We start from the raw sequence: 13,938 nt of genomic DNA, 5'->3' as shown, positions 1-13,938 counted from the left end.
CGGTGGAGTTTCTTCTGTCCATCCGGCCGGTTCTGGCCATTGCCGTCAGCCTGGTGGCGGCAGCTCTGATCCTGTGGCTGCACCAGCGTCCCAACCTGCGGGATGCTGTATCGGTGGCCGCGGCAGTGTTGAAGTTCCTGATCGTGATTTCGATGGCGCCGCTGGTGCTGGCAGGCGGCACGCTGGAGCTCAACCTGTTTGAAATCCTGCCGGGGGTGGATTTTGCCTTCAGAGCGGACGCACTGGGGATGGTATTCGCCACCGTGTCCAGCTTGCTATGGATTTTCGCAGCGCTCTATTCGATCGGTTATATGCGCAGCCTGAACGAGCACGCGCAGACCCGGTTCTTTGCCGCCTTTGCTGTCTCGCTGTCGGCGGCAGTGGGCGGCGCCTTTGCTGCCAACCTTTTCACGCTGGTCATCTTCTATGAAGTGCTGAGCCTGGTCACTTACCCGCTGGTCTATCACAAGGAGGACGAGGAAAGCTGGGCCGGCAGCCGCCGCTATGTGGTGTATCTGATCGGCGCCTCGAAGTCGTTTCTGCTGGCGGCGCTTGCGCTGACCTATCAACTGGCCGGATCACTGGATTTCATGCCGCAGGGGCTGCTGGCCGCTTCCGGGGCGGAGGGCTGGCTGCTGAGCGTTGTCTATCTTTGCTACCTCGCCGGCTTCGCCAAGGCGGCAGTGATGCCGTTTCATGCCTGGCTGCCCGCAGCAATGGTTGCCCCCACCCCGGTCAGCGCACTGCTGCATGCGGTGGCGGTTGTGAAAATGGGTGTGTTCTGCATGCTACGGGTGATCTTCCACGTGATGGGCGTGGAACTGATGGGCAACCTGGGGTTGGGCATCGCCACCGCCTATTTGGTCTCCTTCACCATTGTGATGGCCTCCATCTATGCGCTGACCCGCGACGACCTGAAGGCGCGGCTGGCGTATTCCACGGTTAGCCAGCTTTCCTATATCATCTTGGGGGCGGTTCTGCTGACGCCGATGGCAGCAATTGGCGGCATTACCCATATCGCCGCCCATGCGTTTTCCAAGATCACGCTGTTCTTCTGTGCCGGGTCGATCTACTGCGCCTCGCACCGGCGCAAGATCAGCGACCTGGCAGGTATCGGACGGCGGCTGCCCTGGACCATGGCGGCGTTCTTCATCGGCTCGCTGGGCATGATCGGTATTCCGCCCTCGGGTGGGTTTGTCAGCAAGTGGTTTCTGGTGCTGGGGGCGGCAGGCGGGCAGGAAATGGTGTTCCTGACGGTGCTTCTAGTTAGCGCCGTACTGAATGCCGCCTATTTCCTTCCGGTCACCTTCACTGCGTTCTTTGAGCACGAAAAACCCGGCACCCCCGGCCTGGTGGCAATGCAGGAGGTGCGCGAGATTCCGATGGTGGCGGTGCCGCTGCTGATCACCGCGCTGCTTTCGCTGGCGCTGGGGCTGTACCCGGGGTTCTTCGTTGAGCTGGCACAGCTTGTGATGCGCGGGGCGGGGCGGTGATGATCGGTCGGCTGGTGAATTTCTTTGGTGGCGCGCGGTACAGGAGACTGCGCTGGCGAATGCTGCTGGCGGTGCTGGCGCTGATCCTCATCGCCGATCTGATGGTGCCGCGCCACCACACGGATCACTTCTGGGACGCCATCCCCGGCTGGGGCGCGGTGTTCGGATTTGCCAGCTGCGTAGCCATCATTTTCGTCAGCAAGTTCATCGGCCACAAAGGCCGCATCATGCAGGGCGAGGACTACTATGACTGAGTGGATGCACCCCGCGTTGCTGATGCTTCTGGGCGCACTGCTGCTGCCGCTCACACGCGGTACCGGGCAGAAGTTGCTGTCGCTGCTCGTGCCGCTACTGGTCCTTTACAGCGTCTCACAGTTGGTGCCAGGCACGTCCGGCGAAATCGCTTTCGCCGGAGTTGAGCTAGTGATGTTCCAGGCGGACAGGCTGTCGCTGGTCTTTGCCTGGGTCTTTGCCATCATGTCGGTGATCGGCAACCTTTATGCTTGGCATACCGAGGGCACCGGCCAGCGGGTGGCGGCCTTTCTTTATGCGGGCAGCGCCTTTGGGGTGGTCTTTGCCGGCGACTGGCTGACGCTGCTGATCGGCTGGGAAGTGATGGCATTTGCCTCCGCATATCTGATCTTTGCCTCCCGCAATGCCAAAGCGGTGGCGGCGGGGTTCCGCTATCTGCTGGTGCATGTGGCGGGCGGGGTGCTGCTGTTCGGCGGCATTGTCCTGCACGGGCTGCAGACTGGGTCCTGGCTGGTGGGGCCCTTGGACGCGGGGCAGGGGGGCTTGGCCTACTGGCTGATCCTGATCTCTTTCCTGATCAATGCTGCCGTGCCGCCGCTTAATGCCTGGCTGACCGATGCCTACCCCGAAGCCACCGTGACCGGCGCGGTGTTCCTCAGCGCCTTCACCACCAAAACTGCCGTTTACGTGCTGATCCGCAACTACCCGGGGGCTGAGATCCTGGTGGGGCTCGGTGTCGCCATGGCGCTTTACGGGGTGGTGTTCGCGGTGCTGGAAAACGACTGCCGCAGGCTGCTGGCCTATCACATCGTCAGCCAGGTGGGGTACATGGTGGCAGGCGTTGGCATCGGCACCGGGATGGCGCTGAACGGGGCCGCCAGCCATGCCTTTGCCCACATCCTTTACAAGGGGCTTTTGTTCATGGGGGCCGGAGCCGTGATCATGATGGCCGGGCGGCGCAAGCTGACCGAGCTGGGCGGGCTGTACCGGACGATGCCGCTGACCGTCGTTCTGTACATGATCGGTGCCTTTGCCATCTCGGCCTTCCCCCTGTTCAGCGGGTTTGTCAGCAAATCCATGGTGGTCTCCGCCGCCGCCGGAGATCACCGGGCCGCCGCGGCGCTGCTGCTGACCGTGGCATCCTCCGGCACTTTCCTGCACACCGGGCTGAAGCTGCCCTATTACATGTTCTTCGGAAAAGACAGCGGGCTGCGGCCGCCGGAGCCGCCGCTGAACATGCTGCTGGCGATGGGTATCGCCGCAGCCTTCTGCATTGGCATCGGGGTTTTTCCACAGATGCTTTATGACCTGCTGCCCTATCCGGTGGACTACCAGCCCTACACCGGCGTTCATGTGACTGAGAGCCTAGGGATCCTGATGTTCACACTCCTGGCCTTTGTGCTGCTATTGAAACATCTGGATCCGGAGGACACCATCAGCCTGGACACCGACTGGGTCTACCGGCGCGGCGCGGCGCTGTTCATGCGGTTGGCCAAGGGGCCGCTTCTGGTCTGGGAGCAGGTGCTGATCACCCTGGGCGACGGCGCCGGGCTGGGGCTGATGCACCGGCTGTCGCGGCTGAGCCTGCGGGCGGATCTGGGGGTGGTGGATGCGCTGGTCAATGGCGTGGCTGAAACCGCGCGCCAGGGCGGGCTGGTGCTGCGCCGGATGCAGACCGGCGTGGTGTCGCATTACGCCTTCTGGATCATTGCCGGGCTGATTGCAGTGCTCGGGCTACCGCTGATCGCCGGGATAGGTGCGCGATGAGCGGCCTGCCTGTCCTCAGCATCCTGATCCTGCTGCCCGCAGCGGGGGCAGTTGCGGTGCCGTTCCTGCGCAGCAGGGATGCCGTGCGCTGGTTTACCCTTCTGGTGTTGCTCGCAGATTTCCTGCTGGCAATCTGGATCCTCGCGGCCTTTGATCCGTCTTCCGCCGCAATGCAGTTCCGCGAGACCCGTATCTGGGTGCCCGCGCTGGACATGGGCTACCGGCTGGGCATCGACGGCATCAGCGTCTGGTTCGTGCTGCTGACCACGCTGCTGGGCTGGGTCTGCGTGCTGGCCTCCTGGCGTGCGATTGCCGAGCGGGTGAAGGAATTCATGACCTGCCTCCTGGCCATTCAGGCGATGATGGTCGGTGTATTCTGCGCCCTCGATCTGGTGCTGTTCTATGTGCTGTGGGAGGTGATGCTGGTGCCGATGTATTTGATCATCGGCATCTGGGGCGGCGGCAGCCGGGTTTATGCGGCGTTCAAGTTCTTTCTCTACACGCTAGCGGGCAGCCTGTTATTCCTGGTCGGCCTGCTGGCGCTGTATTTTGCCGGCGGGCGGACCTTTGACATGCTGGCGCTGATGGCGGTGGAGTATCCGTTTCGGTTGCAGGTCTGGGTGTTCCTGGCCTTCCTGGTCGCCTTCGCGGTCAAAGTCCCGATGGTGCCTGTGCATACCTGGCTGCCGGATGCCCATGTGCAGGCGCCGACGGCGGGCAGCATCATCCTGGCCGGCGTGCTGCTGAAAATGGGCGCCTACGGCTTCCTGCGCTTCTCGCTGCCGATGCTGCCGGATGCCTCGCAATACCTGGCGCCGCTGATGATTACCTTGTCGGCGGCCGCGATTGTTTACGGCGGGCTCCTGGCGCTGGCGCAGAGCGACATCAAGAAGCTGATCGCTTATTCCAGCGTCAGCCATATGGGGTTTGTCACGCTCGGGCTGTTCACCTTCGAGGTGAACGGCATGTCCGGCGCGGTGATCCAGATGTTCAATCACGGCATCACCACCGGCGCGCTGTTCCTGTTTGTCGGGCTGATCTACGAGCGGACCCATTCTCGCGAGATCGCCGCCTATGGCGGCATGATCAAGGCGGTGCCGCTGTTCGGGGTTCTGTTTGCCGCCTTCCTGCTGGCCTCGATGGCGGTGCCCGGTACCAATGGGTTCATCGGCGAGATCCTGGTGCTGGCTGGCACTTTCGGGGTCAGCGGCTGGGCCGGAACCGCCGGCGTTCTGGGCGCGCTGATCGGCGCAGCCTACCTCCTGGGCCTCTACCGGCAGGTGCTGCTGGGGCCGGTGAAAGTGCCGGAGGGCTCCGTGATGCAGGATCTTCGCCGCCGCGAGCTGGCCTGCGCGGCGCCGCTCTTGCTGTTCGTTTTCTGGTTCGGCCTTTATCCAAAGCCTTTCCTCACCATTCTGGAGCCGTCGTTGGACCATCTGATGACCCAGCTTGCGCCAGCAGGGGCGGTGCAATGAGGAGGGCGGCATGGAGATGACATCGGTCACCGCCTCAGTGCTGGCTTCCGGCCCTGAGATCATCATAATTCTGGCGGCCTGCACCGTGTTGATGCTGTCGCTGCTGCCGCACCCGAACCGCAGGCTGCTGGCCGGGCTGAGCCTGCTGATGATCGCCCTGGCGGCAGGCATGAGCTATGGGCTGGCCGCCACGCCTCAGACGGTTTACTCCGGCATGTTTGCAGTCGATCGGTTCTCAACGTATTTCAAGATGGTTCTCTATCTGGGAACGGCGCTCACGGTTCTGATGTCCGGCGGGTATCTGGCCACGGAAAGGGCGGTGAAGGGCGAATATTATGCCCTGCTGCTGTGTGCGCTGGCGGGCGCGATGATCATGGTGTCGGGCACCGACCTGGTGATCATCTATGTCGGGCTGGAGCTGCAAGCGCTGTCTGTCTACGTGCTGGTGGGGTTCCTGAAGACACATGGCCGGTCCAATGAGGCAGCTCTGAAATACGTCATCCTGGGCGCCTTTTCCTCGGGGCTTTTGCTGTTCGGCCTGTCGCTGTTCTATGGCCTCGCTGGCACCACACAGCTGCAGGCCCTGCAGGCGGCGCTTGCGCCCGGAGGAACGTCCAGCCCGCTGCTGGTGCTGGCGACCCTGTTCCTGGTGATCGGGCTTTTGTTTAAGATCGGCGCTGTGCCGTTCCACATGTGGATGCCGGACATCTACGAAGGCGCGCCGTCGCCCATCACCGGTTTCATGGCGGCGGTGGGCAAGGCGGCGGCTTTTGCCGTGGTGCTGCGCATACTGATGCTGGATCTGGTGGTGCTCGATCCGGTCTGGCGATCCAGCGTGGCGGTAGTTGCGGTGCTGACCATGGCCACCGGCAGCCTGGCCGCGCTGGTGCAGGACAACATAAAGCGGATGCTGGCCTACTCCGCGGTTGCGCACGCGGGGTTCCTGATGCTGGGGCTGATTGCCGGCGGCACCGGCGGCCTGGCCAGCGTGATGCTGTATCTTCTGATTTACACCTTCATGACGCTGGGCCTGTTTGCGGTCGTCATTCTGCTGAACAAGGGCGCGGAACTGGGGGAGCCGATTTCAGCCTTTGCCGGGCTGGCGCGCAGCCATGCCGGGCTGTCGGCGATGGCGCTGGTGTTTCTGTTTTCGCTGGCGGGCATTCCGCCTACGGGTGGCTTTTTCGCCAAATTCTATGTGCTGATGGCGCTGATCGAGGCGGGCAATGCGGCGCTGGCGGTGATCGCGGTGCTGTTCAGCGCAGTGGCGGCATGGTTCTACCTGCGCATCATCATGCTCATGTACATGCAGGAGGCTGCGGAACCGGCGAAAATCCGGATATCCCCGGCGATGCAACTGGTGCTGCTGATAGCCCTTGCCGGCACCCTTCTGACCGGAGTCCTTCCGGCCTGGTTCCTGGGCGCGGCGCAGGCGGCCGCGGCGGCTGGCCTTGGTTGATAAGGCCCTTTGGTGTACTATTGTTGCATGAATGGCACAGCTGAACGGGCGCTACGCGCTCACTAGGCCAGAGGAGGAGAGGACAGGGTCAAACCACAAGGAAAAACAGCAATGCCTATCGATTTTCTTCCTGTGTTTCTGATGGTTGCCGTGGTGGTCGCACTTTCGGTCTTCATCCTGACTCTGTCGCGGCTGATCCGGCCAGCCAATCCTTACCCGGAAAAGAACCGCCCCTACGAATGCGGCGTTGATCATGTCGGCGAGGCGTCGGGGGGGCTGTTCAAAGTTCAGTATTTCGTGATCGCAATTCTCTTTGTCGTGTTCGACGTCGAGACCATGTTCCTGTTTCCCTGGGCAGTGGTCCTCACCGACCTCGGGCTGTTCGGCTATATCGAGATGTTCGTGTTCATAATGCTGCTGCTGGTCGGCTTTGCCTATGCCTGGATAAAAGGAGCTCTGGAATGGGTGTCCTGACCAACCGTTTCCAAGACAGCGTGTTCTTCACCACCTCGGACAACATCATCAACTGGAGCCGTAAGTCGTCGCTCTGGCCGCAGACCTTTGGTATTGCCTGCTGCGCGATCGAGATGATCTCGGCCGGCTGTTCCCGTTACGATCTGGACCGCTTCGGGGTGGTTTTCCGGCCCTCGCCGCGGCAGTCCGATGTGATGATCGTGGCCGGCACGGTGACCCGGAAAATGGCGCCGATTGTCCGCCGCCTGTACGATCAGATGGCCGAGCCGCGCTATGTCATCGCCATGGGCACCTGCGCCATCTCTGGCGGGGTCTACAACACTTATGCGGTGGTGCAGGGTGTCGACTGCATCATCCCGGTGGACATTCACGTGGCCGGGTGCCCGCCGCGCCCGGAGGCGCTGCTGCACGGCTTCCTGCAGCTGCAGGACAAGATCACCGGAACGCGGGTGCTACGCGCGGAAGAGCCGGAAACGCTGCCGTCTCCGGAAGGGGCGTGACGATGGCCGCAGAGGTTCCCCTGGCAAAGGTGCTGGAGCGGTTCGGCGGAAAAGTGGAGCTGGATGAAACCGCCACCGACATGCCGTGCCTGTTCGTGCCGGCCGACGAACTGGTGGAGCTGTGTCTGTTCCTGCGGGACGATGCAGAGCTGCAGTTCAATTTTCTCTCCGATATCTGCGGCGTGGATTTCCACCCCGAGACCCCGCGCTTCATTCTGGTCTATCACCTGGTGTCCATTCCCAACCATTGGCGCCTGCGGCTGAAATGCCGCCTTTTCGACCCGCCAGCAGCTCCGACCATCACTCCGGTCTGGACCACCGCGAACTGGCATGAGCGGGAAGCCTACGACATGTACGGCATCATCTTTGACGGGCACCCGGACCTGCGGCGGCTTTACATGTGGGACGAATTCGACGGATTCCCGATGCGGCGGGATTTTCCGCTGCGCGGGTACAAGGACAACTACAACCCACTGGGCGCAACCCGGTGTGACGGCGGAGGGGGGGCATGACCGAAGTCACCACCCTGCAGGAAACCAAAACAGGCAGCGGCTATGCCCGTGAGGTCTTGATGAACCTTGGCCCGCAGCACCCCAGCACCCACGGCGTGCTGCGGCTGCTGCTGCAGATGGACGGCGAGATTGTCGAGCGGATCGAACCGCATATCGGCCTCTTGCACCGGGGCACGGAAAAGCTGTTCGAAAGCTTCACCTACACCCAGATATTCCCGCTGACTGACCGGCTGGACTACCTCTGCCCGCCGTCGAACAACCTTGGCTATGCGCTGGCGGTGGAGGCGCTGCTGGGGATCGAGGCGCCCATCCGCGCCCAGTACATCCGGGTGATCATGGCTGAACTCGCGCGCATTTCCGGCCATCTGCTGATCACCGGCGCGCTGCCGATGGATGTCGGCGCGATGACCTCGCTGCTGTACACAATGCGCGACCGGGAAATGGTGCTGGACCTGATGGAGATGATCAGCGGGGTGCGGATGCACACGTCCTTTGTCCGCGTCGGCGGCGTCCGTGAGGACCTGCCGGAGGGCTGTGAGGCGCGGACCCTGGAGTTCTGCGACATCTTCGCGGACCGGATTTCAGATTATGAAACCCTGCTGAAGAACAACCGGATTTTCCTCGCCCGGGTGGAGAACATCGGCAATATCGCCGCCGAGGATGCCATTGCCCTCGGCCTGACCGGACCCAACCTGCGCGCCTCCGGCGTGGATTGGGACCTGCGCCGCGATGCGCCTTATGAAATTTACGACCGGCTGGAGTTCAACGTGATCACCCGCAAGGACGGCGATTGTTACGACCGCTGGAAATGCCGATTGGACGAGATGCGCGAAAGCCTGCGGATGATCCGGCAATGCGTTGAGCAGATGCCTAAGGGCGATTTCCTGGTTGATGATCCGAAAATCGCCTTCCCGGTCGACAAGGATCTGCTGGCCCATTCGATGGAAACCCATATCCATCACTTCGAATTGGCCGCCTATGGCTTCAAAGTCCCGAAGGGCGAGGTCTACACCGCGATCGAGGCGCCGAAGGGCGAACTGGGTTATTACCTGATCTCCGACGGCAGCGAAAAACCCTTCCGGCTGAAGGTGCGCTCGCCTTCCTTCGTCAACCTGCAGGCCCTGACCGAACGCACCACCAACGTGAAATACCTGGCTGATGTGATTGCCATGCTCGGCAGCCTGGATCCGGTGATGGGGGAGGTCGACAAATGAGCGATGACCGCACCGTTGCCGGGATCAAAACCGCGCTGGCTGCCCAAGTGCAGGAAGCCGCGGCGCGCTATCCCGCAAACCGCAGCGCGATCATGCCCGCGCTTGAGCTCGCCCAAACGAAATTCGGGAGCGTCGATGGCACAACCTATCGGGCCATTGCGGAGCTGCTGGATGTCCCGGAAATCTGGGTGTTTGAAGTGGCAAGTTTCTACACGCTGTTCGACAGGGCGGAGTCAGGGCGCTATCACCTGCGCCTTTGCACCAACATCTCCTGCATGCTGCGTGGGGCGGAGGAGATGCTGCTAGAGCTGCAGCGCCATCTGGCGGTGCAGGATGGCGGCACCACCGCCGACAGGCTGTTCAGCCTGAGCGGCGTGGAATGCCTGGGCGCCTGTGACAAGGCGCCGGTGCTGATGGTCAACGAGGACTACATCGAAGACATCACTCCGGCCAAATTGGAGGTCCTGCTGGCGGCCCTCAAACGGGAAGCGCAGGAGCAGTCGGCAGAGGAGGGCGCGGCATGAGCGATCTGGTCCTTCTTCGTAACATTCAGAACCCTGAGGCGCCGGAGGTGGCCGTCTATGAAAGCACTGGCGGTTACGAGGGCCTGCGGATTGTGCTGCGCGGCTATGCGCCGGATCAGGTGGTCGAGGCCGTGAAATCCTCAAGCCTGCGTGGACGCGGCGGGGCGGGGTTTCCCACCGGCCTGAAATGGAGCTTTGTGCCCAAGGACAGCGGCAAGCCGCATTACCTGTGCTGCAACGCGGACGAGGGTGAGCCAGGCACCTTCAAAGATCGGATCCTGATGGAACGTGACCCGCACCAGCTGATAGAGGGCATAGTCATCGCCGCTTATGCCATCGGGGCCAACACTGCCTATCTATACATTCGCGGCGAATACGGGCTCTCGATCCGGCGATGCGAACAAGCCATCGCCGAAGCCTATGCCAAGGGATATCTCGGCAAGGATATCCTTAGCAGCGGCTTTGATCTGGACATTCACATCCATAAGGGGGCCGGCGCCTACATCTGCGGTGAGGAAACCGCGCTCTTGGAATCGATCGAGGGCAAGCGCGGTCAGCCGAAACTGAAGCCACCATTCCCGGCGGTAGCGGGCCTCTACGAGTGCCCGACGGTGGTCAACAACGTGGAAACGCTGGCCTGCCTGCCGCATCTGTTCCGCCGCGGGGTGGAGTGGTTCACCTCGATGGGGCCTAAAGACGGGCCGGGGCCCAAGCTGTTCTGTTTCAGCGGCCATGTGAAGAAACCCGGCGTCTATGAAGCGCCGATGGGGTTGCCTCTGGGAGAGATGCTGGAGGTCTATGGCGGCGGCGCGCTCAGCGGCCGCTTCAAGGCAGCGATCCCGGGCGGCGTGTCGGCGCCAATGTTCCCGGAGAACGGTTTCGATGTGAAGATGGACTTCAGCTCCTTGGGGGAGGCAGGCAGTATGCTGGGGTCTGCCGGGGTGATCGGCCTGGATGAGAGTGCGTCAATCCCGCGCGTGGCGCGGCGCATTACAGAGTTCTTCAGCCATGAAAGCTGCGGAAAATGCACCCCCTGCCGTGAAGGTTTGACTTGGGCCGCCAAGATCCTGCGCCGGATTGAGGCCGGCGAGGGCTCGCCCGGCGATGTGGAGCAGCTTGAAATGCTTTGCGGCAGCATCTTCGGCAAATCCTTTTGCGCGCTTGGCGATGGCGCTGTCTGGTCCTTGGGAGCGGCGCTCAAGCATTTCCGGCATGAGTTCGAGGCGCTGATCCCGGCGCAGGCACAGCCGGTGCAGGAGATGCGGCTATGGTGAGCTTCACACTGGACGGGCGGGAAATGCAGGTCGAGCCCGGCACCACCATCCTGCAAGCCGCTCGCTCAGTGGAGATCGAAATACCCACCTTCTGCTATCAGGAACGCCTGTCAATCTCAGCCTCCTGCCGGATGTGCCTGGTCGAGATTGAGGGCCGCGGCAAGCTGGAGCCCTCCTGCGCCACCGCGGTGGCCGAAGGCATGGTGGTGCACAGCCACTCGGACCAGGTTGTGGAGACACGAGAGGACATGCTGGAGATCCTGCTCGCAAATCACCCGCTGGACTGCCCGGTCTGTGACAAGGGCGGCGAATGCGAATTGCAGGATACGGTGTTCGAATACGGTCGCGGCAGCTCGCGCTTGCGCGACCCGAAACGGGTGTTCCGCGAGCGGGACATCGAGCTTAATCAGGTGATCGTCTTCAACGCCAACCGCTGCATCCAGTGCCAGCGCTGCGTGCGCATGTGCGAGGAAATCGTCGGTGACGTGGCTTTGGGCACCGCCGAGCGCGGGCTGGATTCGGAAATCACCGGCACCGGCAACAGTCTGAAGGACTGCAGTCATTGCGGCAACTGCATCGAGGTTTGCCCGGTGGGCGCGCTGATGAGCATCCCCTACCGCTACAAGGCGCGCCCCTGGGACATGCAGAAGACCGAAACAATCTGCAGCATGTGCGGCACCGGCTGCAGCATGACGGTGGAGTCACGCGACGGTGAATTCAAACGAGTGAAAAGCCGCTTTGATACCGGGATCAATGGAGAACTGCTGTGTGCCAAGGGCCGGTTCGGTTTTGACGCCATCGGCGGCGGTACCCGCATCCTTGAGCCGATGATCAGGAAGAACGGCAGCCTGGCGCCGGCCAGCTGGGCCGAAGCAATCGGCTTCATCGCCGCAAAGGCCCGCGAAGCCCGGGAGCAGGGCGGCCGCATCCAGGGTCAGATTTCTCCGCGACAGACCAATGAGACCGCGTTCATGTTTCAGCGGCTGGTGCGGCAGGTCTTCAGCTCCCAGGATATTCGCTCCAGCAGCCGCTTCAGCGGTTTGCAGGCTGAAGGGGCAATTGCGGCTCTGGCGCAGACCGCCGGGGGGCTTGCGGACCGCAGGCCGTTGGAGAGCCTTCTGAAAGCGGACTGCATTTTCGTGCTGGGGTCGAATGTGACCGATGAAAACCCGGTAAGCGGCTATCTGATCCGCGCGGCGCTGGCGGAGGCTGGCAGGCGGCTGCTGGTGGCATCCTCCAGACCTTGCGGCCTGGACAGGATCGCGGCCGCACAGCTGCGTCTGCTGCCGGGCCGGGAGGCGCATCTTCTGGCGCTGCTGGCGGCAGGCGGGCAGGAGATGGAGGACCGCGCCCTGGCCGGGTTTGCAGCCGCCGCAAAACCGGTTCTGGCAGACTCGGAGAGTATTGCCTTGCTGGTTGGAAGTGAATTCCTGCGCACCGCCGCAGTTGCCGAAACCCTTCAATGGATAACCTATGCGGTTGCCCACTACGCAGGCCTGGGCAAGGCAGTGCAGCTGCAGTTCCTGTTCGACCGGCCCAACCAGCTGGGCCTGTGGGATTTGGGCTGCTTGACGGGTGTACTGCCGGGCTGGCGGCTTGGCGGGGGCGCCGCGGCCGCAGCGGATGAGGCACCGGGGCTGCTGTATGTCCTGGGCGCGGATCCGGCCCGCAACTGGCCGGACGGCGGACCAGGGGACAGGGGCGGGCGGCGGACCGGCTGCCTGGTTGTGCATGGGCCGTATATGAACGCCACGGCGGAACTGGCGGATGTGCTGTTGCCCGCCCCGTCATGTGGCGAGGAAGACGGTACCTTCACCAGCAACGAAGGGCGGGTGCAGCAGGTGCAGGCGGTCAAGACCGCTGGCTATGCCGGACCGGTGCCGCGGCAGGTGTTCAGTCAGATTGCCCAAGCCATGGGTGAGGATCTGCAACCGGTTGCGGTAGAACCGGTTCAGGCCGCGATTGCAGCGGAGGTGCCGGGATTTGGGATGTTCACGGCGGACGGGGCACCTGAAATCTCTGCGGAGGCGGTACGGGCACCTGCCTTGCCGCCTTTACCTGCTGACGAAGTTAGCCTGGGACAGGAACGCTATCTTGTTACTGGCGACGGCCTGTTCCACTCGGGCCAACTGTCAACCCGTTCGGAGTGTCTGTCCTCACTTAGCGGCGGACCCTATGTGGAGTTGAATCCGGGAGAAGGCCATGATCAGGCCGCAGGTGCGCTGTCAGCACGGATCTCGCGCAAAGGGGCGAGCTTTACTGCACCGCTGAAAATCAACACCGCTTTTGATGACAAGACTGTTTTTATTCCGGAATGCTATCTGGCGAAAGGCGGCAATAATCTGCTTGCAGATGCCGGCTACCCGCCAAAGGTGACGGTGGAAGTATCATCTCTGACAGATTGAGTGTGAGAGTACCTTCAAGTGCGAAAAGGCGGCATGCACTTTACATCACCGCTGAGAGCAGCGAAAAGTTTTAGAGGTAGTTAATATGCCCTGCTCTTATCTCTAATATGTTTCCGGGTCACATCTGACAAGTATCGCCGCCAGAGCCGGATTGGCTAGGGGCAGGGTTCATAACCAGTAGATGGCGACTGCGGCGAGAGCGATGGCGGATAGGAAGACCTTGGGGCAGCGATCATGGCGTGTCGCCACACGCCGCCAGTCCTTGAGCCTGCCGAACATGATCACGAGGCGGTTGCGCCGTTTGTATCGGCGCTTGTCGTTTTTGACCAGGGTCTTGCGTTGCTTTCTGTCGGGGATGCAGGCGCGTATCCCTTTGTCTTTCAATGCGTTCCTGAACCAGTCGGCGTCGTACCCGCGATCCCCGAACAACCAGTCGACATTGGGCAAACTGCTCAGCAATGCCCGGGCACCAAAGTAGTCGCTGACCTGCGCGGCGGTGACAAACAGATTGAGGGGCGTCCCTGGCTGTTGCAGATGGCATGGAGTTTGGTGCTCAGCCGGCCTTGGTCCGGCCGAACAGGCGTCCACG

Annotated in this window: 12 protein-coding genes and 1 pseudogene; 12 read left to right on the top strand and 1 reads right to left on the bottom strand. The window is 62.3% G+C overall.

The features are described 5' to 3' along the window. The first annotated feature begins 2 nt into the window (after positions 1-2). The 12 genes from AC58NV_RS21885 (at position 3) to AC58NV_RS21830 (ending at position 13,349) form a co-directional block, all read left to right on the top strand. A complete protein-coding gene (locus AC58NV_RS21885; protein WP_497229037.1) occupies positions 3-1,493 on the top strand; it encodes a monovalent cation/H+ antiporter subunit D family protein in 1,491 nt (496 codons plus the stop codon). Beyond that, positions 1,493-1,747, top strand: a complete 255-nt coding sequence (locus tag AC58NV_RS21880) for a hypothetical protein (protein WP_497229036.1) — start codon at positions 1,493-1,495, stop codon at positions 1,745-1,747. The genes AC58NV_RS21885 and AC58NV_RS21880 overlap by 1 nt, the downstream gene beginning before the upstream one ends. Then, positions 1,740-3,512, top strand: coding sequence for a Na(+)/H(+) antiporter subunit D (locus tag AC58NV_RS21875; RefSeq protein WP_497229035.1), 1,773 nt, complete (start codon positions 1,740-1,742; stop codon positions 3,510-3,512). Before AC58NV_RS21880 ends, AC58NV_RS21875 begins: the two co-directional genes overlap by 8 nt. After that, positions 3,509-4,987, top strand: coding sequence for an NADH-quinone oxidoreductase subunit M (locus tag AC58NV_RS21870; RefSeq protein ID WP_497229034.1), 1,479 nt, complete (start codon positions 3,509-3,511; stop codon positions 4,985-4,987). The genes AC58NV_RS21875 and AC58NV_RS21870 overlap by 4 nt, the downstream gene beginning before the upstream one ends. Positions 4,988-4,997: 10 nt before the next feature. Then, complete coding sequence (locus AC58NV_RS21865; RefSeq protein ID WP_497229033.1) at positions 4,998-6,446, top strand: NADH-quinone oxidoreductase subunit N; 1,449 nt, start codon at positions 4,998-5,000, stop codon at positions 6,444-6,446. Positions 6,447-6,557: 111 nt separating this feature from the next. After that, complete coding sequence (locus AC58NV_RS21860; protein ID WP_174149507.1) at positions 6,558-6,920, top strand: NADH-quinone oxidoreductase subunit A; 363 nt, start codon at positions 6,558-6,560, stop codon at positions 6,918-6,920. Then, positions 6,908-7,420: an NADH-quinone oxidoreductase subunit B gene (locus AC58NV_RS21855; RefSeq protein WP_174149508.1), complete on the top strand. Its 513-nt coding sequence runs from the start codon at positions 6,908-6,910 to the stop codon at positions 7,418-7,420. Before AC58NV_RS21860 ends, AC58NV_RS21855 begins: the two co-directional genes overlap by 13 nt. Positions 7,421-7,422: 2 nt before the next feature. Next, positions 7,423-7,932: an NADH-quinone oxidoreductase subunit C gene (locus tag AC58NV_RS21850; RefSeq protein ID WP_497229077.1), complete on the top strand. Its 510-nt coding sequence runs from the start codon at positions 7,423-7,425 to the stop codon at positions 7,930-7,932. After that, complete coding sequence (gene nuoD / locus AC58NV_RS21845; protein WP_497229032.1) at positions 7,929-9,146, top strand: NADH dehydrogenase (quinone) subunit D; 1,218 nt, start codon at positions 7,929-7,931, stop codon at positions 9,144-9,146. Before AC58NV_RS21850 ends, nuoD begins: the two co-directional genes overlap by 4 nt. Beyond that, positions 9,143-9,670 carry an NADH-quinone oxidoreductase subunit NuoE family protein gene (locus AC58NV_RS21840; protein WP_497229031.1) on the top strand — a complete coding sequence of 176 codons (528 nt, stop codon included), beginning with the start codon at positions 9,143-9,145 and terminating at the stop codon, positions 9,668-9,670. Before nuoD ends, AC58NV_RS21840 begins: the two co-directional genes overlap by 4 nt. Then, entirely contained in the window at positions 9,667-10,944 is a 1,278-nt protein-coding gene (gene nuoF / locus AC58NV_RS21835) for an NADH-quinone oxidoreductase subunit NuoF (RefSeq protein WP_497229030.1), read from the top strand. The genes AC58NV_RS21840 and nuoF overlap by 4 nt, the downstream gene beginning before the upstream one ends. Further along, entirely contained in the window at positions 10,938-13,349 is a 2,412-nt protein-coding gene (locus AC58NV_RS21830; protein WP_497229029.1) for a molybdopterin-dependent oxidoreductase, read from the top strand. The genes nuoF and AC58NV_RS21830 overlap by 7 nt, the downstream gene beginning before the upstream one ends. A 168-nt stretch (positions 13,350-13,517) precedes the next feature. Here AC58NV_RS21830 and AC58NV_RS21825 read toward each other — a convergent pair. Continuing rightward, a pseudogene (locus AC58NV_RS21825) lies at positions 13,518-13,938 on the bottom strand (IS5 family transposase); the annotation flags it as partial.

This window comes from Leisingera sp. ANG49, assembly GCF_059694505.1.
This window is presented reverse-complemented; position numbering and strand designations above follow the sequence as displayed.

Excerpts from the sequence above, each read along its gene's own strand:
- AC58NV_RS21880 (WP_497229036.1), top strand. The coding sequence starts at position 1,493 with ATGATCGGTCGGCTGGTGAATTTCTTTGGTGGCGCGCGGTACAGGAGA.
- AC58NV_RS21830 (WP_497229029.1), top strand. The coding sequence starts at position 10,938 with ATGGTGAGCTTCACACTGGACGGGCGGGAAATGCAGGTCGAGCCCGGC.
- AC58NV_RS21865 (WP_497229033.1), top strand. The coding sequence starts at position 4,998 with ATGGAGATGACATCGGTCACCGCCTCAGTGCTGGCTTCCGGCCCTGAG.
- AC58NV_RS21875 (WP_497229035.1), top strand. The coding sequence starts at position 1,740 with ATGACTGAGTGGATGCACCCCGCGTTGCTGATGCTTCTGGGCGCACTG.
- nuoF (WP_497229030.1), top strand. The coding sequence starts at position 9,667 with ATGAGCGATCTGGTCCTTCTTCGTAACATTCAGAACCCTGAGGCGCCG.
- AC58NV_RS21855 (WP_174149508.1), top strand. The coding sequence starts at position 6,908 with ATGGGTGTCCTGACCAACCGTTTCCAAGACAGCGTGTTCTTCACCACC.
- nuoD (WP_497229032.1), top strand. The coding sequence starts at position 7,929 with ATGACCGAAGTCACCACCCTGCAGGAAACCAAAACAGGCAGCGGCTAT.
- AC58NV_RS21850 (WP_497229077.1), top strand. The coding sequence starts at position 7,423 with ATGGCCGCAGAGGTTCCCCTGGCAAAGGTGCTGGAGCGGTTCGGCGGA.
- AC58NV_RS21860 (WP_174149507.1), top strand. The coding sequence starts at position 6,558 with ATGCCTATCGATTTTCTTCCTGTGTTTCTGATGGTTGCCGTGGTGGTC.
- AC58NV_RS21870 (WP_497229034.1), top strand. The coding sequence starts at position 3,509 with ATGAGCGGCCTGCCTGTCCTCAGCATCCTGATCCTGCTGCCCGCAGCG.
- AC58NV_RS21840 (WP_497229031.1), top strand. The coding sequence starts at position 9,143 with ATGAGCGATGACCGCACCGTTGCCGGGATCAAAACCGCGCTGGCTGCC.